This is a genomic window from Ensifer sp. D2-11 (genome assembly GCF_054161295.1).
In genome coordinates this window covers 1,109,735-1,135,331 of sequence record NZ_CP096434.1, presented here as the reverse complement: position 1 = coordinate 1,135,331, position 25,597 = coordinate 1,109,735, and the positions used below count along the sequence as shown (strand labels likewise).

The window sequence follows — 25,597 nt, the reverse complement described above, 5'->3', positions numbered from 1 at the left end:
CTGCACCTGTTCATATGTAATTTATCGAAGTCATGTGATCACAGAGATCAGTGGTCGTCAATATGCCCGCCACGTGACAAACGTCTGGAGGTAGCCGATGCGGTGGCCTAACACCGGAATCATCGCGAGAGTCAAGGGATTGGAGCTACGAAGAATTTTTCGCAGCTCTGATGCGTTGACGTATCAAAAGTTTTATTGGTATTCAAATGATCAGAAGTCGACCGGGGGAGCCGCTCACATGGCGTCGGACAACGGGGAATGGAGCTATGCCGATACGGATGAGGAGATCCTCACCCGCATCGCCTGGTATTACTACAACGACGGGCTGACGCAGAACGAGATCGGCGAAAAACTCAACATGTCGCGCATCAAGGTGTCGCGTTTATTGGAGAGCGGCCGACGCTCCGGCATTATCCAGGTGCGTATAAACTCGCGGTATCAGGGGTGCCTGGCGCTCGAGCGGCAGATCCAGGAGCGCTACGGGCTGTTGGAAGCCTACGTGGTGCCGCGGCTTCCCGATCAGGATCCGAGTGATCGGCTGGGTCAGGCGGCCGCGCAGTTTCTCATGCAACGGCTTCAGCCGGACGATCTTCTCGCGGTCGGCTGGGGCGCGACCGTGAGCAACACGATCCAGCGGCTCGGCCATCTCGCCAACGAGCGCAATATCGGCCTCGTCAGCCTGACCGGCGGCGTCGGCACCTATGTCGACGGCATGCGAACGGCCAACTGGGGCAGCAGCGTTCATCTCGTACCGGCGCCGCTCGTCGTGCGCGACCCGGATGTCGCGCGCAACCTCTCGTCCGAACCCGCCGTCGCCAACTTGCTCGAAATGGCGCTCAACGCGAGTTACCAGCTCGTTGGCATCGGCGAACTTTCGGCCATCTCCACTGTCGTGCGTTCCGGCTATGTCAGCCCCGACGAGGTGGAGCCGCTGCGCCGAAAGGGCGCCGTCGGCGACATCCTCTGCCAATTCTACAACGAATGCGGCGAGCCACTCGAGTTGCCGCTGCACGATCGAGTGATCGGCGTGAAGCTCGCGGCGCTGTCGCGCGCGGAGAAGGTCGTGGCGGCGGCGGGTGGCGTCCATAAGGTACAGGCCATCCATGCAGCGCTTCGCGGAAAGCTTGTCGGCATCCTCATAACCGACGAGACGACCGCGAACGGCCTCATCGAGATCGAGGACTGAGACCATGACGACTTCCTATATGCTGGCCGTCGATGCCGGCACCGGCAGCGGCCGCGCAGTGATCTTCGACGAAAACGGCAATCAGATCGCCAGCGCCCAACACGAATGGTGGCACCGGGCCGATCCGCGCTTTCCGGGCTCGATGGACTTCGATGTGGAGGGCAACTGGTCGCTGCTGTCGCGCGCCATTCGCCAGGCGATCGCCGAAGTCCGCATTGCACCCGCCGATATCCGTGCAGTCAGTGCCACCAGCATGCGTGAGGCGATCGTCGCCTATGACCGCAGTGGCCGGGAAATCTGGGCCTGCGCCAACGTCGACAGCCGCGCCGTGAGCGAGGTGCGCGACCTGAAGCGCGATTTTGCCGATCTGGAGCGGGCGCTTTATACTGAGAGCGGTCAGACCTTCGCGCTCGGCGCCCTGCCGCGCCTGCTCTGGCTGAAGCGCAACCTACCGGACGTCTATGCCCGCATCCACAAGATCAGCATGCTATCCGACTGGGTTCTGGCGCGTCTCTCCGGCGTTATCGCGAGCGATCCATCCAACGCCGGCACGACCGGTCTCTACAGCCTGGCCAAACGCAATTGGATGCCTGAGGCGCTGAGCAAGGCCGGCATGCGCGACGATATCTTCCCGGAAAGCGTCGAGCCGGGCACGGTGATCGGCCGCGTCACCGAGAAGGCTGCTAGCGAGACGGGCGTTGCCGCGGGCACGCCCGTGGTCATGGGCGGCGGCGACTGCCAGAGCGGGGCAGCCGCAATCGGTGTCGTGAATGAAGGTGACTGCGCCGTACTTGGGGGCACCTTCTGGCAGCAGGTGGTGAATGTCGGCCCGTCCGTCTCCGATCCGTCTATGGACCTGCGCATCAATCCGCATGTCGTCAAGGGTCTCAATCAGGCCGAGGCGATCAGCTTCTTCGTCGGCATCGTAATGCGCTGGTTCCGCGACAGTTTCGGCGCGGAAGAGGTAGCGGCGGCCGGACCCGGTGGCGATGCCTACAGGCTCCTGGAGGAGAAGGCAGCTGGTGTGCCGGTCGGCGCCTACGGCATCATTCCGGTCTTCTCCGACGTCATGCACTACGGCAACTGGTACCACGCCGCGCCGTCGCTATTGAACCTTTCCATCGACCCGGAAAAATCGGGCAAGGCGGCGATCTTTCGCGCCCTTCAGGAGAACGCGGCGATTGTCGCGGCCCGCAACCTTTCGGCTATCTTCAAGCTTTCCGGCAAGACGCCGGACAAGATCGTCTTTGCGGCGGGCGCGTCGAAATCAGCCCACTGGTCGCAGATCCTTGCGAATGCCACCGGCCTTCCGGTCGTCACGCCCGTGGTCAAAGAGGCGACGGCGCTCGGCTGCGCTGCAGCGGCGGCAATCGGGATCGGCCTGCGCCGCAACTTCGTCGAGGCGGCGGAAAGCTGGGTGCGCTGGGACCAGCGTTTCGAGCCGAATTTCGAGCATAAGGCTATCTACGACGCGGCGGGCGAGCGCTGGGCACGCGCCTACGCGCTGCAGCGACAGCTCGTAGATGAGGGCGTCACCACGGCCATGTGGAAGGCACCAGGCCTCTGACTTTTATAGATCCATCGATTAACACAGCAGGAATAACGACATGCTCATTCAAATGGTCAGCATCAACGTCAAACAAGGCCACGCCGCAGAGTTTCTCGAGGCGTTCCGCATAAACTACGAAGGCACGCGCCAGGAGCCCGGTAATCTGCGCTTTGATGTCCTGCGCAATCCGGACGACGACCACAGCTTCGTCATCTATGAAGTCTTCAAGTCATCCGAGGCGCTGGATGCGCACCGCAAAACCGAACACTACCAGGAATGCGTGCGCCGGATCGACCCGATCCTCGCCGGTCCACGGACCAAGACCTTTTACAGGGTCGAGATGGCCGATTTTCTCGGCGCGGGCCAAGCCTAGCAGGTTCGAAACACGACAGGACGGCTGACACTACTTCGTTCAGCGGTTGAGCGGAAGCGTGACCAAAGGGCAGGATGTGCCTGACATTCCGCGGGAAAGCCGAAAGTGCAGGTCGTGGAGATCTACCGGCCCGAAGATCAGGTTTTCGGCAAGGTCAGCCTCAGGAGCTACGCGCACAGGCGGCGGCGAACGACCACCTGATGAGGCGGTCACTGCCCACAACTGGAAGTCCGTGTCGGTCGGTCAGATTGGGGACGAGGTTGCCGCGATGGCGATCGTCCGCGTCGCGATCATTGTCATAGTCAGCGCCCCACTTGCGAAATCTACGGCGGCAAGCATGAGCTCCGCCGCCTACACATGCGATCTCGCTAGGGAGTCCGGTCGAGTTGGGCGACTTGCGCGAGGATGGCACGTAGAGCGCTTCAACTCGTGACAGCTTTCAAGGATTCTGCGGCACGGCGCCGCTAGCGTCGACCGAGGATGGCATAATAGTCAGCTCGGTTATGTCGCCCGAGATCAACCATGCATGATCGACGGTAGGCCGAGCACCGATCGTAACAAGAGGAACTGCAGGCGGAGTTCCCCAGAGACACGGTTATCACGATCTCGCCGTCGCATCGGCTCGCCGGTGGCATGCTCGCGACCGTTCTCGACGTCACCAGCAGAAAGACGGTGAAGACCCTTGTGGAAACGCTTTCAGGGCTTGTCCGCGTCGAAGTTCCGCTTGAACTAATCGACAGGGTCGCTTAGCGTCCTGCAATTATTGGTGATTTGCAGGCTGTTCTGAAAGCAGACCTCGATTAGAGGGAATACTCGCCGGGTCTTTGGGGAGAATTTCACCGCTCCCCGCCTAGGCTGCATTTTGCCATTTCCTCGGCTGGATGATCAAATGATTCTCACTGTCGAACTCAAAAATGCTGAGCACCCTGAAGTTGCCCTATGTTTCGACAGCGAGGGCTTGGATCTGTTGATCGGCAAACTCGAAGCCCTACGGAATGCCTGCGATCACTCGCATCTAATGACTCCCTCGTGGGCCGGCGACTCTCTAACCGAAGGAAAGCAGGGAGGCGAGGGGTATGAACTCGTCCACCACTTGCGACTGGTGCGGCTACCGTAGGTGATTGATGGCGAGGCCCCACAAAGTTCGTCTCGAGGTTGACTACAATCAAGTTGCTGTTTTCTGGAGCGGACTGGCAAACCCGTTTAACGATTGGGAGGATAGGCACGTAGGTCAGGGTTTTGCCTGGCGTCCCGAATCCGTTTCATTCCGCACGTTGCAGGGTGGTCCACACGTTATTGACGTCGTCATAACCGAGCACGCCGGCCCTCTCAGTCCTGGCGTGATCAGAGCGGTGGAAGTACCTTTTGAAGTGCCACACTATGGGCGAATAGAGATAGCGAGTATCTCCGAATCGGCCGAGTTCAGACTCTCGCCGGGAAAGTACCTTTTAAGGAGCGAAATGTTCGGGTGCCCAGATGGAGTGGCCTTCGCTCGATTGGTGTTCTCCCGTTCAGAGATACCGAGATTTTCTATCCGTGTTGCCGATAGTGAGATCTCGTGCGATGGACCGTTGCTTAAAGGAGCCAGGGCAGCACGCTGAAGTCATTCAAACCAATGACTTCGTATCGCCTCTTCCCGCGATTGAATAAGCTTGGATCGTTTGCGAAAGCGTCACTCGTAGCTCGCAGCGGCTTGCATCAGTTTGGCTGCGTGGGTCCAAGGATTTGTGTCCGCAGGCCACTGCCAATCGTCTACCCAAGCCGACATCGCCTCCAAAAAATCGTCAACTCTTTTGTTTTCCCAGCCTTCGGCACCCGTCCTCAATTCTTCACGCATCAGCGCTAAGAGTTTGATAAACCCTTCTTTGTCGTGGACTTCGTCTGCGGTCATCGTAATCCTCTTGAGAGACAAGGTTAGGCAGCACGTGAACATCTTTTCAGCAATCGATGGGAAAACGCGCCAGGGCAACTGGTAAGCCAGGTGCCGTGCTCGGCTCCCGTCTATTCCGTTGATATCCAGTCCGAGGACGGGCGCTTCACAAAGGCGAATCCTTGAAGCGAGCTCCGGATGAACGTCGACAATGCCGACGCTGCAGTTCGAGCCGGGCAAGTCGTACTATCTCGACTTCACGCCGGCTGACTGAGTAACGACCCCCAGCCTGAGACGTTCCGCCCCGTTGCTACCCGGTAGCGGGGCTTTCTCTTTGGGGAGATGAGGATGCCAGAATACATCGTCGAGCACTTCGATTCCGACCCAGACGGTCTCAAGGGCATGCAAGCCTTCATGAACGAGAAGGCGGCAGAGGGGTATCCTCGTTCAGGCGGTACCGTTCAACACCTACCATTGGGTGCTGATTTTCTCTCACGTCGCTGCAGAGCAGCCGGTATCGCGCCAGCGGGAGGCCGCAGGGGAGGCGAGGGATGATCCCATGACCCTTCGACAAGTTGGATCATGGGATCCATTCACCCACTAATGGCAGTGGTATCCGCCTGTTTTGTGGTTGTTATGGCAGCCGTTTTCGTCAGTCCCGCCGCTGTGGGCGAAAACGTTAGTCGTGAAGGAACAGAGGAATGCTAACGCCAGAATTGCCTTGCAGTACTTCATGTATGCCCCCCTTCGAGTTTGCAACCGGAAGGAAGCATACGGAGATCACGGAGTCGATTGTTTCGCGTTCAGGAACAGTGGATAGACCCAAAGTTGGCGAGTCTCACTTGACCACCGTCAAAATTGTGGAGAGCGACGCCGGTGGCCGAGCATGGAAATGCTTGTGAGGCCACGGCCGCCGTCCTCCTTTATGAGGACATCGATTCGGGAACGTTCGTCCCGGCGAACGGTCTGCCTGAATAGGAAGAAGCGACCTTCCTCGATCCTTCGTCGCCGCTCCATAACGAGGAACACGCCCATCTGACGCACGCGAGATCGGCTTCCTCTGGACCTTCGTCGGGAACAGCCGTAAGGGTCGCCGCATCATCGGCCAGTGCGAAGAGGGAAAGCCTCAGGTGCCATAGGCAGTGGGCCCGCGCCAGGGCGGAGATGCAGATCAAGCAGTGGTTCGGCTTCGCCCCGACTTCATCATCACGCTTGATGCTGATTACTGCCGGCGATGCGGAGCCGCCGAGTTCATGGCCCTGGTCGAGCACGAGCTCTACCACGCAGCGCAGGAGACTCGGCCCGCGAAGTTCAGCAGGTCGACCGGCCGGCGGATCTTCACCATCCGCGGACATGACGTGGACGAGTTCGTCGGAGTCGTTCGTCGCTACGGGGCAGATGCAGCCGGCATGCGCGCGATCGTAGATGCAGCCAACCGGCGGCCAGAGATCGCCAGAGCGCAAATCGCACATGCTTGCGGCACCTGCCAGCTCAGAGTGGTGGCGTAGGCGTCCTTAGTCCAGGCTGACCGCCTTGGCATTGCGGTCACTTCCGCTGAAAGAAGTCGGAACCGTTGGCGCCGTAGACATGGCCGCAAGCTTCGCCCTCTTGGGACACTCGGCATTGAAGGATCCAGATGCGCTGGTTGTGATCGTTGCCTGGATACTCAATCTTCTCGACCAGGCGCTGGTTGTTGCGGTTCACGTCACCGATCTTCGATTTCGACGCCACTCTCAACCCCGGGTGATTTGACGGGACTTTGACACAGCCATGGCGAAAGCAAAACTCTCCGATGAAAGACCTACACCTTTCGAGCCCTTGCTGGGAGGCGATGAGATTCATCGTCAGCAGTCGGCCCAATCGGACAGTTTATAAATAAACCGAAGAACGTTAGGAGCGGCCGCCTTTTCTTCATGCAGCGGTGGCTTTTCTACGTTTTCCTGAGCGCGCCGTCCCTTAGTTCTCCTGGACCGAGATGCCGTCCTCGCCGATCTCGATCTCTACGCCGGGCCTCGTTGCTTCGCGATAGATGTAAATGCTGAGCCCGATGATGACCACGACAAGCGCGGCAATGACGAGATAGACAAGCAAATTATGAACCCAGGCTTGCCGCTGCCTTTCGCGAGGTGATCGGGAATATCCGCTTGTCCGTGGTGATGACAACGCGTGATCGAGCGCTGGAGCGTGGCAACGTCAATGGCGCCGGCCAGGCCATGCAGACTCAAACCGGAGGCATTCTCCGCGCTTAAGATCGCACTGCAGGGGGCTTTCAGCGCCGGCGGCACCACTGTCGGCGAGTTGCCGAAGACCCTGGGCTAGAGTGAAGATGTCTCCGCCCGGACCGCCAGGCACATAGACAAACGTTCTAAACAGAAGACCCTTCTTCTGTAGAAAATCAGCCTGAGCTCGAAGGCCGAACTCGATAAAAGGCTGTTTCGGGTAGTTCAGCCGGTCCCCGAACAGTAGCTGAAATCGAAGCTATTGGGCATCCAAGCCGCCAAAGCCAACTCACGTTTGGTGATGAGGGCGGACTGCAAAGACCATCGTGAAGACACCAACGTGGAACTTCGAGTGGAATCTGAACACCGTGGTAATCCTGTTCGGCTTTCCCGGCGGCCTCATGGCGTGGGGCGCGACGTGGGAGAGGGTGACGCCGATCAGGATACGCAGGCTCAATCCATCGACCGCCTCGAAAAGCTTGACGGGTGCCGAAGTCTCCCTCCGACAGATCGACCAATCACGAGCTTTGAATGTTGGCGGTGGAGAAGCAGGCGGCCGAAGCGGCGACGTCGATGAAGGCTGTCGAGAACACGCTCAACAGCCTATCAATCGATACCGCGTGATGCGCGAGATCTTGCAAAGGATCGAGGCCAGTCAGCGTGACTGTACGCACCTGCGGCGGTGACATAATAGGCAGGGCCCGAATACAGGGGGGCAGTGGGCTAAGAGGTAACCGTTCCTCATCCCCCGCGTTCGGGAGCCAGCGGCACGGACGGGGAATGCGCGAAAATGGAACCGGCGGTCACGATACTCATCGTCGAGACAGGCAATGCGCTATCACTCGACTATGAGGATGCGATCACCGACCCCGGATTTGCTGCTATCGTGGTTCAGCGGAGCCAAGGCGATAGGCTTTCGATTGAGGAAAACCCCATACAAGGGATCGCACAGACATCCGTTTCGCGGAACTGCCTGACGGATGGGATTAGGCCCCGTTGCTCGCCGCATCAATGCAGGAATCCCGGTAGCATACGTTAGCGGCCATGCCGCCTCCGACTGGCCGGAAAACAGGCGTCCGGACAGCATCATGCTGGAAAAGCCTCTCGCAATGGCGCGGTTGGTAACGGCGATGGCCCAACTGTCGAATGAGAGGCCACCCAGAGAGACCTGAAAGGCAGGTCCGATGGAAGCTCTGCCCCGGCTTCGGCAGCACCTTATTTACCCGGTTTGGCTTTCCCTTTGGCGTTGTTTCCGCCCTTTCCGCCCTTACTACTATTTCCGCCTTTACCGCCCTTTGCATTATTCCCGCCCTCAGCGCCCTTGCCGCTGCTCGAGCCGCCGCTGCCCGAGGCTGCGATGGCATTGGAGGTGAGACTGGTTGAGAGCAACATCGTCACAGCCGGTGGCGTGACTGCCGCAAATCGGCCGCACGTTTTTAGGAACTCGCGTCTGTCTTCTTCACTGGGAGACTGTTCGTTCCGAGCTCTCTCCATCTCCGTGCCCTCCATTTCGGTTAGTATAAAATACAGTAACTGACACCGTTCTGGGATATAGCATCCTCTATACGAGGTTTGCATTTTCGGCCGGCAGGCGCGTGTCGCTCTGGAAATCCGCGGCGCCTTGCGGCGACGGACTATCCAGAGGTGTTGTTCTGGCTAGAGAAGGAGGCGGTCGGGACGTACACTGCGACATCCCGGCTCTCAGTATCCAACAACGCGTCTCCGACGATCAGGTAAACGGCAATCGCATTATGCTTAGGGGTAGGCCGGTGGATGCTCTTTGCTCCGGCCCCGTAATTGTCTCTGTCGCGCATCAACAAAATCCTTCCGGATGCCGATTCCCAAGGCCAGTAACCGTTGCCCGTAAGTCGGCCTCAGGGCTGCGGAGAAGGGACGAATTTCTGCAGCTCTGAGGCCATCACTTACTCGAGCGGCCGAGGGCATGCCGCTCGGGGGGAAACGCCAATGAATATCAAAGGTTTTCGCTCGGTTGCCGGCCTAAGACCTTTGCTTTCGACGAGCCAGACTTAGGTCCGATCTGCCTTTTGCTGGGTGTCAGGCCATCTCGCGATCTTGAGGAGGGGGGCGAAGGTGACCGGGCAGAGGCCCTTGAAGCTATCGGTGAGGCTGGGCCAAACCGAAAGAAGGTGATGGACGATCTTCAGAGCAAATCGCGGCATCGCATAAAGTGAGTGCCCGCATCAGGGGAAGGGCGGGCACTCTAAACAGGTTGGGGGAGCTGGTGCCGCAGAGATATGCGGCGCCGAAATAAACGCATCTCTCGCCGCTTTGTTCCGGGGCTTCCTGGCGGTCAAGACAACAACGGCTCCGACGGGCCTTCGACGGGTACAAGTGTCATCCGCTCGGCTGGGTACTGCTTTGCAGCGTTCTGGGATCCTTCCAATGGGCCGCCAGCCATAGTTCGACTTCCTTGGGCTCGATCCGAAGGACGGGCATCGCTTTCGGGTGCATCGGCCTGACGACCGGGTTGGCGTCGCAGGTGGCCGTCGACGAACGCTACCGGAAAGCCGGCGCCTGGAATCCATCATCGAGCGCAACTGTGGCAAGGATGGCTTCGACATCTTCATGCCGTCGTTCTACACCGAGTTGAGGCATCACCGGACGAAACAGATCCTCCAGAAGGTTTCCCGTTCCCGGTCGGCTATGCCTTCGTGAACCTGCCGAGACTGAATTTCGATGAGCTCCGCCGGTCTCGTGTGCTTCCTGCGCGGTGTCAACTATGGACCGAACGAATTCACCGACAGGACCATTGGGGCCCTGTACTTCGCCGAACACGAGCGCCGGCAGGCCTTTCTCTATGAGCAGCATTGCCGGAAAGAGAACGAGCGCCAGGAGCAAATCCACCACCTGCGCGGCCAGCTCCCAAGATCCTCCTGCCTACGGGTCGGAAAGCGCGTCTCTATGGCCGACCAGGCGGAGATGGCAATAGGTTTTCTAAGCCCGCAGATTAAAGAGCACGTGCAGAAAATTAGCAGTGAATTGAACAGTCTCACACCCGATGCGGAGGTTGAAAAGCCCGGCTGGTCAGTTGCGGACCACTTCGAGGGAACACTCGCCGGGGCACTGCCGAGCTAGACGGTAGAAGAAGTGCGCCCGAAATCCGGCAGGGCATAGACCGAAGGGATAACTTGTCCTGAAAGCCGCCGCGCTCTATAAAGTTAGCATAAGCGCATTTGTCGGAGCGAAGAAACTCGATGCCGCCAACCGCGCATTGCTTTCGACTTGTGACCACGGAGTACTGGCACGAGTTTTGAGAGCGGAGAAACAGAAGGCTGGGGCCAGCGTGCCCCGGCCTTTTGTCGCCTTTACCCGGTAGTGCTGGTGTAAAATGCAGATAGACGCCGACCGGGCAAGTGCGACCACCCGATGACCGCCGTCTATGCGACTGGGTGGTCGCCTTCGATCGTTTACTGTGCCGGCGGCGTGGTTGAAGGAGTGGTTGGGGCAGGTTCGGTAGCTGGTGGCGTCGTTGTCGAAGGAGCGGCTGTCGATGGCTGCGAAGTCGCCGGTTCGGTTGTCGTAGCCGGCGGTGTCGCTGTATCCGTCGCGGTATCATTGGTCCCCGGCATCAGCAAAGCCACCGCTGCGAAGATGGCCACGACGGCTACTGCGAGGACGATCAGGGTATTCCGATTCATGTTGGCTCCATCTAAGCGTTGACCTGACTACAGCAACTGGAGTGCGGCGTGATATTTTCAATGTCGGCGTAGAACAGCCCGTGGCTCGGCCAGGATTTCGTGAAAATTCGTCCAGCAGTTTCATGCCGCCAGGCAATATCGCGTCGGACCGCTCGTGGTGCTTCAATATCGCGCGCCTCCTCATTAAGGGCGAAAGCGTCTGCAATCAGCCCGCGGCGCCCGTGTAGCTAGAGCGCGTCCGATGAAAGCGGAATCGGCGTGAGGATTCCTTTTCAGAGCGTTCTGTGATTCCCTCCTCCTGTCTTTGATTTGTCGGAGGGAACATGGCCCGAGCATTGAGTGATGATCTTCGCCACCGGGTTCTGGCTGCGTCGGCTGGTGGGATGTCCGCACGGTCGGCTGCAGCGCGGTTCGGGATCGGGATTTCAACGGCGATTGCCTGGATCGCGAGCGCTCGGCAGGGTCAGGTGAGCGCTGCCAAGCAGGGTCGACCTGGAGGTTCCCGTCTCGACGATCATGAGGCTTTCATCATCGGCATGATCGAGGCGTCGAAGGACATCACGCTGAACGAGATGGTTTTGCGTCTGGAAGAGGACCGATCCGTCTCTATCGGCCGCAGCACCCTCGACGTCTGGCTGCGCAAGCGCGGCTTCACATTCAAAAAAAGACCGCACATGCATTGGAGCAGGAGCGGCCAGACCTCCTGAAGCGGCGTCAGGACTGGTTCGATGCCCAGCTTGATCTCGATCCAGCCCGCCTCGTCTTCATAGACGAGACGGGTCTTTCCACGAAGATGTCCCGGCTTCGCGGTCGCGCGCCGCGCGGAGAGCGTTGCCGATCGGGCGTTCCGCACGGCCATTGGAAAACTACGACGTTCACCGGGGCGCTCAGGCTCTCCGGCATGACCGCGCCGATGGTCCTTGACGGGGCGATGAATGGAGTGGCTTTCCGGGCCTATGTCGAGCAGGTTCTCGTGCCGACCCTCACGCCCGGCGACATCGTCGTCATGGACAACCTGCCGGCCCACAAGGCGGATGGCATCCGACAGGCCATAGAAACCGCCGGCTGCACGCTGCTCTATCTCCCGCCCTACAGCCCCGACTTCAACCCGATCGAAAACGCCTTCTCAAAGCTCAAGGCGCTTCTGCGGGCACGGGCCGAACGCTCCGTCGACGCCCTGTGGAACACCGTTGGCGACATCGTCAAACTCTTCGAGCCGCAAGAGTGTGCGAACTACTTCGCAGCAGCAGGATATGACCCGGTTTAAAGTGGACGTGCTCTAGCCGCTGCTGGCAAAGACGATGCGCCTCAAATGGGGCGCCAGGGTGGTGACATCTCAAGCGCAAGTAGAGGAGGCCCCACAGGGTCGGAAGGGACAATCGTCGTGGCCTCAGGGACCTCGCAACGCCTAAGCAACTGACGGGGAAACCCGCCGATAGAGCTGGTCCCGCAATGGTCCAAGACCTTTAACCGACGGTGTCGGGCTTTTGTCCATGTATTGCGGCTACCGGCGCGCTTCGTTCCAACAGGGCTCGTCGCTATTCAGGCGAATCCGGCGACTGCAAGGGAGCGCTACCTTTCTGTTTCGTGGGCAGGGCGCGGCGTTGCTGTCGGCATAGATCGAATGGCGGATTCCCAAAGATGCGGAACAAAGGATAAAATGCGCGAAGGGCGAGATGAACATGAAAGGCAGGCCGATGTCTAGCAGCAACGAACCCTCCGACATGAACCGCGCGCGTCGCCACTTCCTCGGACTGACGGCCGCAGCAGCGGCCAGAATTGCCGCGATCAGCTCGGCGGTGTCCGCCCTGCCGCACTCCATGGCGGCGGCGGCATGGTGGAACCCCGGCCATCCTGGCGGTGGCAACGCCAATGGCAGGGGAAAGGGTAATGGTGGTCCGCTGTGCCTGCTGAGCGGCACCGCGATTCTGACGCCGCGCGGCCAAGTATGCATCGAAGATCTGCGCATCGGCGATCTCGTCGATACGGTTCGCGGGGACGCGCTGCCGGTGAAATGGATCGGCCGGCGCGCTTACCGCCGCAGCTCCCAAATGTGGCACGAAGATGTCATGCCGATCCGCATCCGCCGCTTCGCCCTTGACGGCTCCCGGCCGTACCGGGACCTTTTTGTGTCCCCAGGCCACGCTTTCTATATCGACAACGTTTTGATCAGGGCGCAGGACCTCGTCAACGCAACGTCGATTACGCGGGCACTACCTGATGCTCGGGACACGATAGAATATTACCAGATCGTCTTCCCAACGCACGAGGTCGTGCTGGCCGAAGGAGCACCCGTCGAGAGCTTTCTGCTCGAAGACGCCAACTACGAGGGCTTCACGAACTTCTGCGAGTTTGCCCGCCTTTATCCGGGCGATCACGACGCCAGCATGGCGCCTTTTGCGCCGTTCGTCAGCTATGGCGGCAGAGAGCACCTGAAGGCGCTGCTGCGCCTCGCAACGGGCGGTCTCGTTAAGGTGCCTTCACCACTGCAGGATGCCTGTGAGAAGATTGCGGCGCGAGGTCAGCAATATCAGGATCGACACGGGTGAGCGGATTTCCATCTGCCCGGCGAGGAATACGCCGGCTTTGCCCCGTCCAAGATGAGGTCGACCCATTCCTGTGTCAACTCGTGCCGGCGATCAATGTTCAGCGCGCGGTTATAGGCACCCTCGACCGTAAGCACCCGATTGGCACCGCCTGCCGGATAGCGCCTTGATGGCCTAAGACACGTCATTAACGACGTCGTTAGCGACGTATCTTAGGCGAGGTATGGGATGCGTGTCGAAATTCTTGGTCAGGAACGTCGTCGGCGTTGGGGTGACGAGAAGAAGCTCGACGTTGTCATGTCGGTTGGGCTCGACGGTGCGACGGTCACAGAGGTCTTCTGGCCTACATCCTGGTCTCCAAGTTCGACGACCATCTGCCACTGTATCGTCTGAACGAGATCTTCGCCCGCATGGGCGCCGATATCCCCGATAGCACGCTGGTCGATTGGTGTGGTCGCGCCATGCAGGTGCTTCAGCCTTTGATCGAGCGGATCGAAGCGGCAATCATGGGCAGTGACCTCCTCCATGCCGACGACACCCCGATCCGGGTGCTGGATCGTTCGCAACGAGACAAGGGATTGGGCAAATGCGTGAAGAAAGGCAGGATCTGGACATATGTCCGAGATCAACGGCCATGGGCGGGTGCTACCCCGCCTGGGGCGGTCTACTACTTCGCCCCGGACTGGAAGCAAGAACACGTCCATCGTCATCTCCGGCAGGCAAGCGGTATCCTTCAAGCCGATGGCTACAAAGGTTACGGAAAGCTCTATGAACCTGGAGCAGATGGCGCGCGCCGCTTTCGGGAAGCGGCCTGCTGGGCGCATTGGCGCCGCGACTTCCATGATATCTGGACATCGAACAAATCCGAGATCGCACGCGAGGCTCTCGACCGTATCGGCGCGCTTTACGACATCGAACGGGACATTGCCGGTCAACCTGCCGATATCCGCCTTGCCGCACGTCAGAAGCACAGCAAGTCAAGGGTGGACGCATTCCGCGTTTGGGCCGAAGCGCAACTGACCCGCATTCCAGGCAAGGGCGATTTGGCTCAAGCCTTCCTGTATGGCCTGAGCAGGTGGTCCTCGTTCTGCCTGTTCCTGGACGACGGTCGTGTCGCCATCGACAACAATGCCGCTGAGCGCGCCCTGCGTCCGATTGGAGTGGGTAGACGCAATTGGCTATTCGCCGGCGCCGACACCGGCGCGGAAACCCTGGCGCGAGCCATGACCATCATCGAGACGGCGAAGATGAACGGTATCGACCCGCAGGCCTATCTCGCCGATGTGCTCGACCGCATTCAGGATCACAAGATCAATCGCCTCGACGAACTGCTTCCTTGGCATTGGTCACCTGTCGCCACCATCCGCGCCGAGGCAGCCTAATGGCAACAATCACCTATGTCCGCACGCTCAAATATGTCGCCGAAATTCTCGGCGAGGATCCGGAGCTTCTCCGGGCAATCGTCTCCAACGATGATAACCTGACCTACGGCAGCATCATCAGCGTCTATAACGGGGAGGACGAATCCGTCACCGCTCTGACAGACGACGGCATGGAGGAATTGGAACAGATGCTCTCCTACGCTCGCCGCTCACCTCAGGAATGGAACGACTTCCTCGACAGCTTTGTAGACGACGAAGAACTCATCGCTCGCGTCAAGGCGAAATCTCCGCGGTAGCAATCGGCCGGTTACCCTCGACCTTGTCCTTCAGTCTGTGGACCGATGACGAGGCTGCGGCATCCGGCGTTTAAGGGGATCAGGGAGGGGGCGGACGATGCGAGCATAGACGATGCGAGCATATTTGAGCTCCAGTAGTGTAACTCTCGTGCTGTTAGAGGACGATCTATTTTCAACGTCGGCTTGTAGTGGCACTTTTACGGTGTACTACATGCAACGCTATGGGGACGTTCATATCCGAAACGCCAAAAGAACTACCCTCAAAGAGCGACGAAGATGGGCGAGAGTTTCTGAAGATTTGCGGCCGTTTCGCCATTGTGACACCGCCGACCGTAACAATGCGCCTTTCCACCAGCCTTACGGAAAATGCAATCGCCAAGTCTGGGGGCGGCGGCGGTGGGAAAGATAAAGGCAACAACGGTTGGGGCAACGGCGCAGATCCAAGAAACCCCGGCAGCTCCCATGGCAAGGGCTTGTCGCGGGGCGGTCCGGCGCGGGGCGGTCGCAAGAAGGCTCAAAGACCGGCGGCGGCCCTGTAAGCACAAGCTTGCTTTTTTGAGCTCGTCGAGGAGCGCTCGGATCAGGTGGGGGGCACCTTTTGCGCATCGCGCGCGATAGCCACTGCACTTGAGTGTTCGTCTCAACGTAGCCAAAGCCGGCCGCGGTCATCCTGAGCCCGGCGCCAAACATGATTATCTGATAGATATTGGCCATCTGGCCGGTCTCGAAAACGCTCAGCGCGAAAAGTTCGCGCGGTCTGCGTTCAATAGCAAGTGGTGACCTGATCAGCCCACAATCCCTCGTATCGGCGTAGAGCAGCTCCGCAGCTCGCCACTCTCATAAAGGCCAACGTAGCTCAAGCCCTCATCCTGATTCCGCTGTAGCCGCCAATTCGCGATGCAACTGGGGCAGACGTCACGCTGTCAGCTCTTTTGCTGCGATCGGGCTTCAGCTTGCCGTAGCATCGCAGGAACTTTAAGCGGGCACCCTACTGAGTGCCTCGCAGCAGCGTGAGATTGCATAGACGCTAAATTGCAACTCAATATGCCAAGTCAGGACTCACAAGGGGGAGCGCGGTACTGATTTCGCATTAGCTCGGATTAGCAATCTTACGTTGTGGCACACTCCGTATATTATGCACAAGTTTAATGAAAGGGGGTGCGCCGCAAATGACAGTTGCGTCTGAAGCGTTTGCCCGGGTACTGGAAACCTCGATACTCCGGATTGCGCTCGACGACAGCGATAAGTCCCACTTCGGGTCTCTCGGCTTCATTCCGAGGCGTTACGCCGCGCATACCGTGATTACCCGACAGGGAGACGAGGAGGATCGCATCTTCGTCGTCCATTCCGGTTGGGGCTGCATCTGCACCAATTTGATGAATGGCGAGCGGCAGATCCTCGATTTCCCGCTGAAAGGAGAGGTTGTAGCCTCTCGAGCCTTCGAGGGCGAAGGTATGGAATCATTCACGGCACAGACCGAGCTCATGCTATTCGAGGCGCCCGCCAAGGCGATCTCGTCAGGCCTCGCCCATTCCACGAGCCTTGCCGCTGGCCTGTTCGGGGCGATCGCCCGCGAGAAAGCGATTCTTTCTCAGCACTTGACCAATCTTGGCCGAAGAAGTGCCTTGGTCCGTACCGCTCATTTCCTCCTTGAGTTGGGTACTCGCCTAGAGAAGGCGGACGCTGCAAAAAGCCATGGGTTTGAATGCCCCCTAACCCAATATGATCTTGCGGCCGCACTCGGGGTCACCGCGATCCATGTTAACCGGATGCTGCGCGAATTGAGACAGAGGGGCTACCTGGATTTCCGACAGGGTTCCGTTCATTTGCTGAACAAAGAGGGCCTAGAGCACTTCGCAGATTTCGATCCAGGTTACCTCCGTTTGCCCGGTGAGACATGAAATGCGAATGCGAGATGAAGATGTTTGAGCTAACCCAAAATGGGTATAGTGGGAGAGACTTGCAAACGTATTAATCTAGAACAACCTGTAATTTCTCCTTTTGGCTCTCATCTATAAACGAAATAATGGCGCATATTAACTTATGTTAATTAACGATGACGGTTTAGGGCTTATGTTCGTTTTCTATTGGGATTGGCGCTTTACCGCCGCCCTTCAAAAAAATGACATTTTTTACGTGGCGGGTGACGTGAACCGTTCAGCGCCACCTCCTCATTTATTTGCGCCCGACTAATGTTGTGGTGGGGGTATACCATGTATTCATTGACTCGAATTCACGAAAATGCCGCGCTCGAAGTCCATACGCTGAGCTCATCCCGTCCTGGCAAGGCAACTAGTGAAACGCATAACAACACGGCAGGGAGCTCGGCTCTGCTCCTGCTGGACAACCGTAAGCTCGATAGGGAATGCCTGTCCCAGTGTCTCGTGCTGCATGGTATGGGCATGCAAGTCTTAGCCTATGATTCAATTGAGGAATGGCGGAAGGACAAAGAACTTCATCCGCCCATTGCGGCAATCCTGTTGAATATCGGTGGTCGAAAGGCTGTCGATACCAGCAATGCGGCCGAAATCTCGAATTTGGTAAGGGAGTTTGACCCGACCCCCGTCGTGCTCCTATCCGACTGGGATGAACTGCCTCAAATCCTCAGGGCACTTGAGTGCGGAGTCAGGGGCTATATTCCATCCTCGATCGGCTTTGACGTCTGTGTGCAAGCCGTCAATCTGGCGCGAGCCGGCGGGATATTCGTCCCCGCCAGCGTCCTGACCACGCGAATGGACATGGTCGCTGGCGGGGAGGCGTCACGGCCTATGGCGGGGATGTTCACGCAGCGCCAGGAAGAAGTCATCCAAGCGCTCAGGCGCGGCAAGGCGAACAAGATCATTGCCTACGAGCTCAACCTGCGTGAGAGCACCGTAAAGGTCCACATCCGGAACATCATGAAAAAACTGAAGGCTACGAACCGGACTGAGGTTGCGTACAAGCTCAGCGACATGTTCGTCGTCGGCTCGGCACCTTGATCCAGCGCTCGGGCGTCGGTCCGGAGATCGTGACCGGGCACGACTTCCGTTCCTACTCGCTTCGCATCAAGCTGGCGTTGGTTTGCGGGCGGATGGCCGCAGGCGCCCGGGTCAGAGACATCGGCCTGGCTTTGTCTCCGATGGCCTATTTCGCGAAGTTCGCACTTGAGGTGCCGTCGGTCCGCGATGGTGACGGTCTCCCATAACGAGAACGGCTGGACCGCGTCAAGATGGGCATGGCCCGGCCGCTGACCTTCGGGCCGCAAGAGATGGCGGAGTTGAGAAGGATCCGGCTGGAAGCTGACCTCGACCTGACAGGGATGCAAAGTGAAGGACGCGTTCATTTGCCCTGCATCGCTTGCAGCTCTCGGTCCGGACGATGTGCCGCCTTTTGCGGTTTCATCCGAATGAATTTTACGCCTGGCTGAAGAGCCCGTTGAGCAGGTGGGCCGGCGAAGACAAACGGTAGACTGATCTTCTCCAAACGGCCTGGGAGGAAAGCGGCAAGGTCTACGGCTATCGCAAGCTGCACGACGAAGTCCTCGACCAGAGAGGACGTGCTGCCCGAGTTGCCCGTCTGACCCGTCTTGCCGGGTTCAAAGCGCAGATCGGCTACAAGCGCCGTCCCGGCATTTCCGGCGTAGTCGATAACACCCTCGACCGGGAGTTCGACGTGGTCCCGTTCAGAAATAGCGAGATTTTCTATCTCTTGCCGATAGTGAAATCTCACGTGATGGACCGTCGCTTAGAGAGGCTAAGCCAGCACGTTGACCCGGCGCTGACCGCCGTCTATGCAAACTGCAGTAGTTAGTGGCAATGCACAGATCCGGCGCTCCGATCCATGTGACAGCATTGTCCAGGTGGTGAACTCTTCCGACACCCGCCGCCATGGGCAAGCGCGTTCGTGCAGGACGCTGCGAGCATCGCTCCCGCCGCCAACAGTCTAATGAAAACCATGATAGTCCCCCCTCTGCCGTGCAACCGAAGCACGCTGTGAGGCGATTGTCCAATCTCTTCAATAGAGGTTGAGGACGCGTCCGGGAAGATGTGACATCTAAGCGGCCGCCGGAGTCAAAATCGACTTTCACGTCTGTTGGGACACCCAGTGCTTTGTAAGCAGCTTCGATCTGGTCCATCTGCGATTTATGGTCGAGACGGAATAGCCGATCGACTTGCTCACGGTGCCAGCTGAGCAGGCGCGCCAATTCAGCGCGTGAAACGTCCTTCGCAGATCATATAAAGCCCGCACTTGAGGAAAGTGAGGACCGGGACCTCCCCGTATCGGCCGACGGCCTTGGTCTCCGATGACGGAAGGGGGATCTCGTCTCCATCTTACCATCCAAGAGATGGTGCCGTCCTCAGCCTCGTCCATAGAGAGTGTGAGTTCATAAAAGCGGTACATGGTTATTTGATTCCTAGGTCTTTTCAGAATTTTCGCAACGAGACCTTTTCCCAGTTCCGCCGCGAAGGGCAACGGGAACGAGTGCAACTGTGCGTCAGTGATGCTGGCACCGTCGCAGGCACTGCTCATCAGCAAAAAAATCGGGCCTCAAGCGGGGTTTACACCACCGCGAGGCCCTAACCAAAACGAGCCGACAGGAGGCTCGAATGGCTGAACCATTCAAAGCATTATACGCCGAAGGCTGCAAGCTTTCGCTTTTAGGTGATGAGGTTGCCCACACCGTTGTCGAGTCCAGGTCGCCCGTTTGTCAGGGCTTCTCGGGCGCTTTTGCGGGACGGGTGGTGCGGTAGATCTCCTCGAGGCTCATCATGTCCGACAGGTTGACACTCATGGTGGTGGCATGTCCGAAGGCGCCGCGCATCAGGCAGGTCTTCGCCGCCGCCTCCGCCGCCTCCGTCAGGATCGTTTCGGGATGGCGCTTGTCGAGCAAGCCAACGAGGACATTGGCGATAAAGGTATCGCCGGCGCCGAGCGTGTCGATGGCGTCGACGGGCTGCGCGGGTGCCTCGAACACGCCGGCTTCGCCGGCCAGAATAGCCCCTTCGATGCCCCGGGTGACGACGCTCCAGCGCGCACCGGCCGTCCGCGCGCTCTGCGTCAGCGCGAGTGCTTCCTCACGCGAGGCGCCGCCGGCGGAAAAGGCGATGAGAAAGCAATGGGGCGCGACCTGTGCGACCCGCTCGGGGTCGTGCACGGTCGCAAGATCGTAGGAGACCTTTGTGGCCTCGGCAAAGCGCGGCAGCCAAGCGTCGACATGGCTCGACCGGCCAGTGTGGATGGCGTCAAAATCCGAAAGCCGCGCGAGGTCAAAGCGCGACGGCGCGATGATCGAAACGCCGAGATTTGCGCCGACGAACACCCGGTCGCCGTCCGGCGTCGTCTCGATCACGCAATAGGCGGTCAGCCCCGGTTCGATCCGCAGCGCCGAAACATCGACGCCTTCTTTGATCAAGGCCTGGCGGATCAGGCGCCCGGCATCGTCGTCGCAGACTGCGCCTGCATAGGCCGTTTCAGCGCCCGCGCGCCGAGCGAAGACGGCATGGTTGACGCAGTTCCCGCCGGGGAACATCAGGTTCCGATCGCGGTAGCAATCGACCACATTGTCACCGAAAGCAAGGATTCTGGCGGGACGCGGCATCTGACAAGCTCTCCTGAGAGGAAACTGAGAACGTTCTCAATTATAAGCCTGCGTCCGAAAAAGCAATGATTACCTTCAGGGGAGCCGCACATTGCTAGGATAGATTGTGGGCGGAGTTCGCAGTCGGGCGTCCAACAGCGAGGTCCTCGAGAGGTCGTCACTGGAACCCGCTTAAAAAGAAAGCGCTACGGCGACGCGGGCTGTTCCTGCGGAAATCAAAGCCGGGCGACGGAGCCACGCTCGATTAATTCCGCAGGCATCAGCACCGTGCGGGCCGGATAGTCCTCGCCGCGAATGCGCTCCAACAGCATCCGCGCGGCGGCTTCGCCCATGGCGAGGCGCGGCTGCGCCACGCTCGTGATGCCAGGACGGTGGAAGCTCATCCAGTCGAGGTCGTCGAAGCAGAGGAGCGAGAGATCTTGAGGGATCGAAAGTTCCCGCTCGGTGACGGCCCGCATGGCGCCCTCGGACATAGTGCCGTCCGTGGTGAAAAGTGCCGTCGGCCGTTCTGGCGCCGCCAAGAGGTGGGCGACCACCCCATGCGCGGCGAGGGCGGAATAGCTCCCCGCCCTCAGCGTCAGGCACGGGTCCACGGGCAAGCCTTCAATCCGATGCGCCCGGATATAGCCGAGAAGGCGCTGCCAGCTGGGATAGAGCGTCTCGCTCTCGATCGGGTCGCCCGCGACGGCGCGGGCGAGGAAGGTACTCAGCCCGCCGCTTTCCTCCTCCACGAGTTCCGCGACGATGCCGATCCGGCGGTGCCCGGCCGCGATGAGGTGGCGGACGGCCTGTTCGGCGGCGGCGATGTTGTCGGTGGCCACGCGGTCGACCATCAGGCCGGCAACAGCGCGATCGATCAGCACGAGCGGCACGCCCATGGCCTTGAGATTGTGCAGGTGCCGCGCCTTGCGCGTGTCGCTGGGCGTGACGATCAGCCCGTCCACCTGCTTTTGCGCCAGAAGCTCGACCGAGTGAACCTCCTTCGGCTGGGCTTCGTCGCTATTGGTGATCAGCAGGCCAAAGCCGTTGGCCTCGGCGACGTTGGAAATGCCGCGCAGGACCGAGGCATAGAAGGGGTTCTGGATATCGCCCGCCACGACGCCGAGCGTGCGGGTCTTGCCCGTGATGAGGCTGCGGGCGAGCGCGTTGGGCCGATAGCCGAGATCCTGGGCGGCCTTAAGAACCTGCTCCTTCTTCTCCTCGCTGGTATAGCCGTAGCCGCCAAGCACACGGCCCGCAGTTGCCGTGGAAACGCCTGCTTCGCGCGCAACATCCGCGATCGTCGCCTTGCTTTTTAGAGCCACGTGGCACTTCCCTCTCACATTTAGGGCCTGCCGAATGAGAATTTCATCATGCGGTTTCGCAGAAGAACGACAGGTTTTCTTAGGTGTTAACAGATCGATGGCCGTTTTCAACGTCCTTGCCGCATCAATCCCTGCGACGCGGTGCTTGACGAATGGGTATTCTCTGTGTCTCATATATGAGAACGTTCTCGCGAAAACTGCAAGGGGAACCAGAGAACGCAATCGCGGACCCGCCGGGTTCGCCGCGACAAGGAGGTTGTCATGTTCAAGTCCATTCTGGCCGGTTGTGTCCTGAGCGCGGTGCTGGCGATGCCAGCGCTTGCCGATGTCGTGCCCGCCCTTCACGAGGCCCTGCCGCAGGAATACAAGGACAACGGCATAAAGGCCGCGGTCTTCAACGACTGGGCGCCCGACGAATTCCTCGATGCCGACGGCCAGCTCAAGGGCTGGAGCGTCGACATCGCCAAGGAGATGGAAGAACGCCTCGGCGTGCCCTTCACTTTCGAGGGGACGAGCTTCGACGCCATCATACCGGGCCTTCAGTCCAAGCGCTTCGACGCCGGCTTCTCGTCCTTCGGCACAACCGCGGAACGCCTGAAGACGTTGGATTTCGTCTCCCAGCGCAAGATCGGCACCTCGTTTGCCTATCCAGCCAACAGCAAGCTCGACATCAAGACCGCGTCTGACGCCTGCGGGCTGACGGTCGCGGTGCTGAACGGCTCATGGGATCTCGGGCTCTTGGAAAAGCTGAACGACAACGAGTGCAAGGACAACCCGGTGATCATGCAGACACACGGTACGCAGGCCCAGGCGGAGCTGGCCGTTCGCTCGCAGCGCGCCCAGGCGACCGTCGCCGGCTCCGTCAAGCTCGCCTACATGGCCAAGCAGACGGCGGATCTGAAAGTGTCCGAACTGGTCCTCTCGCCCGTGAACAGCTGCATCGGCGTGCGAAAGGGCGATCCACTCGGTCAGGTCATGACGGACGCGATTCAATCGATGATCGACGACGGCACCTATGAGAAGATCATGGCCAAGTGGGGTCTGAACGATTCCGGGATGCTGACCAAGGCGCTCCTGATCACGGAAGAAAATCCGGCGGACCTCTAGGACCGTTATCCCCGGCCCCGGGCTTTCCCCGGGCCGGGCGGACGCCCGCGAACGGCACAGGAAATGACGATGTCTGAAGAACCGCCACGCCGCCCCTCGATCCATGACGTCAAGCCCATCGCGATGCCGAATGTCGGCCACTGGATCGGCGGCGTTGTTCTAACCATCCTTGCGGTCGTCTTCCTGCAGGTGCTCGTCACCAACAAGAACATGCAGTGGAGCGTCGTGGCCGATTACTTGTTCAGCCCGGCCATCCTGTCCGGTCTCGGCATGACGCTGCTCCTGACGTTCCTTGCCATGGTGCTCGGCCTTGCGATCGGCATCGTGCTCGCCATCATGCGGCTGTCGGCCAGCCGCGTCTTCCAGTCCGTCAGCTGGGGGTGGATCTGGTTTTTCCGCGGCGTGCCGCCGCTGGTCCAGATGATCTTTTGGTACAACCTGGCGCTTCTCCTGCCCGAGATCTCGATCGGCATTCCCTTCGACGGGCCGAAACTCCTCTCTTGGAATACCAACCAGCTCATCACCCCTTTCAGCGCCGCTATCATGGGCCTTGCCTTTACTGAGAGCGCCTATGCCGCGGAAATGATCCGCGCCGGCATCCAGGCAGTCAATGTCGGCCAGACGGAAGCGGCCGCCACGCTCGGCATGACGCGCGGCCAGACGCTGCGCCGCATCGTGCTGCCGCAGGCGCTGCGCATCGTCATTCCGCCGATCGGCAACGACACGATCTCGATGCTGAAATTCACCTCCCTCGTTTCCGTGCTGGCGCTGCCCGATCTGCTTTATTCCGCCCAGATGGTCTATGCCCGCACCTACCAGACTGTGCCGCTGCTGCTGGTCGCGACGATCTGGTATCTCGTCCTCACCACGGTCCTGACGCTCGTCGAACATGCCGTCGAGCACCGGCTGAAATCCGACCACCGCGCAGGCGCGAAGAAAGCGGGCGGGATTTTCGCCTTCCGGGTCTTCGCACGCCAGCAGGAGGTCCTATGATGAACGACCAAACGACTGCAGAGCCGCTGCTGAAGGTCGAGCGCCTGCGCAAGAGTTTTGGCGCGCATGAGGTGCTGCGCGGCATCGACGTCGCGGTGATGCGCGGCGACGTGACCTGCATCGTAGGGCCCTCCGGCTCGGGCAAGAGCACGCTTTTGCGGTGCCTCAACTATCTCGAGAGGCCGACCGGCGGCGCGATCTTACTGCGCGGCGAACCCGTCGGCGTGCGCTGGAAGGGCGACAAACTCTACGAGATGAGCTTCAACGAGCTTGCCCGGCAGCGTCAGCGCATGGGCATGGTCTTCCAGGGCTTCCATCTCTTTCCGCACAAGACCGTGCTCGAAAACGTCATCGAGGCGCCGGTGCAGGTCAAGCGCGTGCCGCGCGCCACCGCGGTCGAGGAGGCGATGGTGCTTCTGGAGCGCGTCGGCATGAAGGAGCGCGCGAGCTACTATCCGGCGCAGCTTTCCGGCGGCCAGCAGCAGCGCGCGGCCATCGCCCGCTCGCTGGCGATGAAGCCGGACGTCATGCTGTTCGACGAGCCGACCTCCGCGCTCGACCCGGAGCTCGTCGGCGAGGTTCTCGCCGTGATGCGCCAGCTTGCCGACGACGGCATGACCATGGTCGTCGTCACGCATGAAATGGGTTTTGCGCGCGACGTCGCCGATCACCTGATCTTCATGGACGGCGGGGTGATCGTCGAGCAGGGCCGGCCGGCCGACGTGCTGACGCGCCCACAGCACGACCGCACGCGGGCGTTCCTGGCGCGGGTTCTGGCCGACGCCTGACAGTCCGTTTGAGAACGTCAGTGGATACGTCGCAGCAGAACACCGCCCATGGCGACATGGATCATGGCTTCTTGCACGTCGATGCCGGCCTCGTAGTCGCGGACGGGGCGCTGCCATTGTGTCATCCGGCTGAAGGTCCGCTCGACGACGCAGCGTTGTGGCAGAACATTTCCGGACGCACTCGCTGACATTGGCCCCTCGTCGCCCTTCGTCTTCGTATCGCGCTCAGCTGAGTTCTTGGGCGAGTCCGATGAGAAGCCCTTCAGGTCCACGGATGTAGCAGAGCCGATACGCGTCTTTATACTCGACGACTTCGCCTACGAGGTGCGCGCCGCGCGTGCGGAGCCTTTCAAGTGTCTCGTCGATGTCGTCCACGGTGAACATGGCGCGGAGGTAGCCTAGAGCGTTGACCGGTGCGTTCCGGTGATCTGCGATGACTGGGGGCGCCAGGAAGCAGGAGAGCTCGAGCCGATTGTGGCCGTCCGGTGTGCGCATCATGGCAATCTCGACACGCTGATCGCCCAGTCCAGTGACACGTCCGGCCCACTCTCCCTCGATCGTGGTCCGCCCTTCGAGCTCGAGCCCGAGTTCGAGAAAGAAATCAATCGTCCTTCCGAGGTCTTCGACGACAATTCCTACGTTGTCCATCCGCTTGAGCGCCATGTTCCGTTCTCCAAGGTGTCGTTCCATCTACAGGGTGTCGCCTAGTCTTAGTCTAGCAACGGACGCTTGAGGTGCCCTCAATAC

23 protein-coding genes and 7 pseudogenes are annotated in these 25,597 nt (G+C 59.8%); 22 read left to right on the top strand and 8 right to left on the bottom strand.

Going from position 1 to position 25,597, the window contains the following annotated elements:
- Positions 1–238 precede the first annotated feature (238 nt).
- From M1D34_RS22440 to comJ, 5 genes are all read left to right on the top strand, one after another.
- Positions 239–1,186, top strand: a complete 948-nt coding sequence (locus M1D34_RS22440; protein ID WP_498782149.1) for a sugar-binding transcriptional regulator — start codon at positions 239–241, stop codon at positions 1,184–1,186.
- Between the two features lie 4 nt (positions 1,187–1,190).
- On the top strand, positions 1,191–2,753 hold the full coding sequence (gene lsrK, locus M1D34_RS22435; RefSeq protein WP_498782147.1) for an autoinducer-2 kinase: 1,563 nt from the start codon (positions 1,191–1,193) through the stop codon (positions 2,751–2,753).
- Positions 2,754–2,793: 40 nt separating this feature from the next.
- Complete coding sequence (locus M1D34_RS22430; RefSeq protein WP_498782145.1) at positions 2,794–3,108, top strand: antibiotic biosynthesis monooxygenase; 315 nt, start codon at positions 2,794–2,796, stop codon at positions 3,106–3,108.
- 889 nt (positions 3,109–3,997) lie between these two features.
- On the top strand, positions 3,998–4,225 hold the full coding sequence (locus M1D34_RS22425) for an Imm32 family immunity protein (RefSeq protein WP_498782143.1): 228 nt from the start codon (positions 3,998–4,000) through the stop codon (positions 4,223–4,225).
- A gap of 7 nt (positions 4,226–4,232) precedes the next feature.
- Complete coding sequence (gene comJ, locus M1D34_RS22420; protein ID WP_498782141.1) at positions 4,233–4,709, top strand: competence protein ComJ; 477 nt, start codon at positions 4,233–4,235, stop codon at positions 4,707–4,709.
- Positions 4,710–4,780: 71 nt separating this feature from the next.
- Here the strand turns inward: comJ and M1D34_RS22415 are convergent, their stop codons facing one another.
- Positions 4,781–4,999, bottom strand: a complete 219-nt coding sequence (locus M1D34_RS22415) for a DUF7660 family protein (protein ID WP_154112209.1) — start codon at positions 4,997–4,999, stop codon at positions 4,781–4,783.
- A 579-nt stretch (positions 5,000–5,578) separates the two neighbouring features.
- Positions 5,579–5,713 carry a YHYH domain-containing protein gene (locus tag M1D34_RS22410; RefSeq protein WP_498782139.1) on the bottom strand — a complete coding sequence of 45 codons (135 nt, stop codon included), beginning with the start codon at positions 5,711–5,713 and terminating at the stop codon, positions 5,579–5,581.
- Positions 5,714–6,120: 407 nt separating this feature from the next.
- Between M1D34_RS22410 and M1D34_RS22405 the strand changes: the two genes are divergently transcribed.
- Positions 6,121–6,486: a putative metallopeptidase gene (locus tag M1D34_RS22405; protein ID WP_498782137.1), complete on the top strand. Its 366-nt coding sequence runs from the start codon at positions 6,121–6,123 to the stop codon at positions 6,484–6,486.
- Between the two features lie 79 nt (positions 6,487–6,565).
- Positions 6,566–6,730 (top strand): hypothetical protein, encoded by a 165-nt coding sequence (locus M1D34_RS22400; RefSeq protein WP_498782135.1) that lies wholly within the window; start codon positions 6,566–6,568, stop codon positions 6,728–6,730.
- Positions 6,731–6,934: 204 nt separating this feature from the next.
- On the opposite strand, the gene M1D34_RS22395 is transcribed toward M1D34_RS22400, so the two are convergent.
- Positions 6,935–7,069 (bottom strand): hypothetical protein, encoded by a 135-nt coding sequence (locus M1D34_RS22395; protein ID WP_498782133.1) that lies wholly within the window; start codon positions 7,067–7,069, stop codon positions 6,935–6,937.
- Positions 7,070–7,520: 451 nt separating this feature from the next.
- Here M1D34_RS22395 and M1D34_RS22390 point away from each other — a divergent pair.
- A pseudogene (locus tag M1D34_RS22390) lies at positions 7,521–7,883 on the top strand (hypothetical protein).
- A 529-nt stretch (positions 7,884–8,412) separates the two neighbouring features.
- Here the strand turns inward: M1D34_RS22390 and M1D34_RS22385 are convergent.
- Positions 8,413–8,691, bottom strand: a complete 279-nt coding sequence (locus tag M1D34_RS22385; RefSeq protein ID WP_498782131.1) for a hypothetical protein — start codon at positions 8,689–8,691, stop codon at positions 8,413–8,415.
- A 976-nt stretch (positions 8,692–9,667) separates the two neighbouring features.
- Here M1D34_RS22385 and M1D34_RS22380 point away from each other — a divergent pair.
- The 11 genes and pseudogenes from M1D34_RS22380 to M1D34_RS22330 all read left to right on the top strand — a co-directional run.
- Positions 9,668–10,293 (top strand): annotated as a pseudogene (locus M1D34_RS22380) (hypothetical protein).
- 886 nt (positions 10,294–11,179) lie between these two features.
- Positions 11,180–12,123 (top strand): IS630 family transposase gene (locus tag M1D34_RS22375; protein WP_498779537.1). Its coding sequence is split into 2 segments (ribosomal slippage): positions 11,180–11,516 and positions 11,516–12,123, totalling 945 coding nucleotides; the frame shifts between segments, so codons are not numbered across the junction.
- Positions 12,124–12,532: 409 nt separating this feature from the next.
- Positions 12,533–13,405, top strand: coding sequence for a Hint domain-containing protein (locus tag M1D34_RS22370; RefSeq protein WP_498782129.1), 873 nt, complete (start codon positions 12,533–12,535; stop codon positions 13,403–13,405).
- Between the two features lie 225 nt (positions 13,406–13,630).
- Positions 13,631–13,795: a hypothetical protein gene (locus M1D34_RS22365; protein WP_498782127.1), complete on the top strand. Its 165-nt coding sequence runs from the start codon at positions 13,631–13,633 to the stop codon at positions 13,793–13,795.
- Positions 13,738–14,784, top strand: a pseudogene (gene tnpC / locus M1D34_RS22360) (IS66 family transposase); the annotation flags it as partial. The gene M1D34_RS22365 and the pseudogene tnpC, both read left to right, overlap by 58 nt.
- Complete coding sequence (locus tag M1D34_RS22355) at positions 14,784–15,080, top strand: hypothetical protein (protein WP_498782125.1); 297 nt, start codon at positions 14,784–14,786, stop codon at positions 15,078–15,080. The pseudogene tnpC and the gene M1D34_RS22355, both read left to right, overlap by 1 nt.
- A gap of 221 nt (positions 15,081–15,301) precedes the next feature.
- Positions 15,302–15,639: pseudogene (locus tag M1D34_RS22350) on the top strand (hypothetical protein).
- Between the two features lie 610 nt (positions 15,640–16,249).
- Positions 16,250–16,981, top strand: a complete 732-nt coding sequence (locus tag M1D34_RS22345) for a Crp/Fnr family transcriptional regulator (protein ID WP_498782123.1) — start codon at positions 16,250–16,252, stop codon at positions 16,979–16,981.
- Positions 16,982–17,293: 312 nt separating this feature from the next.
- Positions 17,294–18,058: a response regulator transcription factor gene (locus M1D34_RS22340; RefSeq protein ID WP_498782121.1), complete on the top strand. Its 765-nt coding sequence runs from the start codon at positions 17,294–17,296 to the stop codon at positions 18,056–18,058.
- A pseudogene (locus tag M1D34_RS22335) lies at positions 18,046–18,378 on the top strand (phosphomannomutase/phosphoglucomutase); the annotation flags it as partial. The gene M1D34_RS22340 and the pseudogene M1D34_RS22335, both read left to right, overlap by 13 nt.
- Positions 18,374–18,734 (top strand): annotated as a pseudogene (locus tag M1D34_RS22330) (IS3 family transposase); the annotation flags it as partial. The pseudogenes M1D34_RS22335 and M1D34_RS22330, both read left to right, overlap by 5 nt.
- Positions 18,735–19,767: 1,033 nt before the next feature.
- On the opposite strand, the gene M1D34_RS22325 reads toward M1D34_RS22330, so the two are convergent.
- Positions 19,768–20,658: a PfkB family carbohydrate kinase gene (locus M1D34_RS22325; protein ID WP_498782119.1), complete on the bottom strand. Its 891-nt coding sequence runs from the start codon at positions 20,656–20,658 to the stop codon at positions 19,768–19,770.
- A gap of 215 nt (positions 20,659–20,873) precedes the next feature.
- Positions 20,874–21,962 (bottom strand): LacI family DNA-binding transcriptional regulator, encoded by a 1,089-nt coding sequence (locus M1D34_RS22320; protein WP_498782117.1) that lies wholly within the window; start codon positions 21,960–21,962, stop codon positions 20,874–20,876.
- A gap of 261 nt (positions 21,963–22,223) precedes the next feature.
- On the opposite strand from M1D34_RS22320, the gene M1D34_RS22315 reads away from it, so the two are divergent.
- The 3 genes from M1D34_RS22315 (at position 22,224) to M1D34_RS22305 (ending at position 24,850) form a co-directional block, all read left to right on the top strand.
- Positions 22,224–23,069: an ABC transporter substrate-binding protein gene (locus M1D34_RS22315; protein ID WP_498782115.1), complete on the top strand. Its 846-nt coding sequence runs from the start codon at positions 22,224–22,226 to the stop codon at positions 23,067–23,069.
- A gap of 69 nt (positions 23,070–23,138) precedes the next feature.
- Complete coding sequence (locus M1D34_RS22310; RefSeq protein ID WP_498782113.1) at positions 23,139–24,062, top strand: amino acid ABC transporter permease; 924 nt, start codon at positions 23,139–23,141, stop codon at positions 24,060–24,062.
- A complete protein-coding gene (locus tag M1D34_RS22305) occupies positions 24,059–24,850 on the top strand; it encodes an amino acid ABC transporter ATP-binding protein (RefSeq protein WP_498782111.1) in 792 nt (263 codons plus the stop codon). Before M1D34_RS22310 ends, M1D34_RS22305 begins: the two co-directional genes overlap by 4 nt.
- 17 nt (positions 24,851–24,867) lie before the next feature.
- On the opposite strand, the pseudogene M1D34_RS22300 reads toward M1D34_RS22305, so the two are convergent.
- Positions 24,868–25,038: pseudogene (locus M1D34_RS22300) on the bottom strand (IS5/IS1182 family transposase); the annotation flags it as partial.
- Positions 25,039–25,075: 37 nt separating this feature from the next.
- Positions 25,076–25,513, bottom strand: a complete 438-nt coding sequence (locus M1D34_RS22295) for a VOC family protein (RefSeq protein WP_498782109.1) — start codon at positions 25,511–25,513, stop codon at positions 25,076–25,078.
- Between the last annotated feature and the right edge of the window lie 84 nt (positions 25,514–25,597).

Coding starts and splice junctions, on each gene's coding strand:
- M1D34_RS22400 (WP_498782135.1), top strand. CDS start 6,566: ATGGCCGCAAGCTTCGCCCTCTTGGGACACTCGGCATTGAAGGATCCA.
- M1D34_RS22355 (WP_498782125.1), top strand. CDS start 14,784: ATGGCAACAATCACCTATGTCCGCACGCTCAAATATGTCGCCGAAATT.
- M1D34_RS22345 (WP_498782123.1), top strand. CDS start 16,250: ATGACAGTTGCGTCTGAAGCGTTTGCCCGGGTACTGGAAACCTCGATA.
- M1D34_RS22440 (WP_498782149.1), top strand. CDS start 239: ATGGCGTCGGACAACGGGGAATGGAGCTATGCCGATACGGATGAGGAG.
- M1D34_RS22425 (WP_498782143.1), top strand. CDS start 3,998: ATGATTCTCACTGTCGAACTCAAAAATGCTGAGCACCCTGAAGTTGCC.
- M1D34_RS22370 (WP_498782129.1), top strand. CDS start 12,533: ATGAACATGAAAGGCAGGCCGATGTCTAGCAGCAACGAACCCTCCGAC.
- M1D34_RS22365 (WP_498782127.1), top strand. CDS start 13,631: ATGCGTGTCGAAATTCTTGGTCAGGAACGTCGTCGGCGTTGGGGTGAC.
- M1D34_RS22315 (WP_498782115.1), top strand. CDS start 22,224: ATGTTCAAGTCCATTCTGGCCGGTTGTGTCCTGAGCGCGGTGCTGGCG.
- M1D34_RS22310 (WP_498782113.1), top strand. CDS start 23,139: ATGTCTGAAGAACCGCCACGCCGCCCCTCGATCCATGACGTCAAGCCC.
- comJ (WP_498782141.1), top strand. CDS start 4,233: ATGGCGAGGCCCCACAAAGTTCGTCTCGAGGTTGACTACAATCAAGTT.
- M1D34_RS22295 (WP_498782109.1), bottom strand. CDS start 25,513: ATGGCGCTCAAGCGGATGGACAACGTAGGAATTGTCGTCGAAGACCTC.
- M1D34_RS22430 (WP_498782145.1), top strand. CDS start 2,794: ATGCTCATTCAAATGGTCAGCATCAACGTCAAACAAGGCCACGCCGCA.
- M1D34_RS22410 (WP_498782139.1), bottom strand. CDS start 5,713: ATGAAGTACTGCAAGGCAATTCTGGCGTTAGCATTCCTCTGTTCCTTC.
- M1D34_RS22415 (WP_154112209.1), bottom strand. CDS start 4,999: ATGACCGCAGACGAAGTCCACGACAAAGAAGGGTTTATCAAACTCTTA.
- M1D34_RS22305 (WP_498782111.1), top strand. CDS start 24,059: ATGATGAACGACCAAACGACTGCAGAGCCGCTGCTGAAGGTCGAGCGC.
- lsrK (WP_498782147.1), top strand. CDS start 1,191: ATGACGACTTCCTATATGCTGGCCGTCGATGCCGGCACCGGCAGCGGC.
- M1D34_RS22340 (WP_498782121.1), top strand. CDS start 17,294: ATGTATTCATTGACTCGAATTCACGAAAATGCCGCGCTCGAAGTCCAT.
- M1D34_RS22325 (WP_498782119.1), bottom strand. CDS start 20,658: ATGCCGCGTCCCGCCAGAATCCTTGCTTTCGGTGACAATGTGGTCGAT.
- M1D34_RS22385 (WP_498782131.1), bottom strand. CDS start 8,691: ATGGAGAGAGCTCGGAACGAACAGTCTCCCAGTGAAGAAGACAGACGC.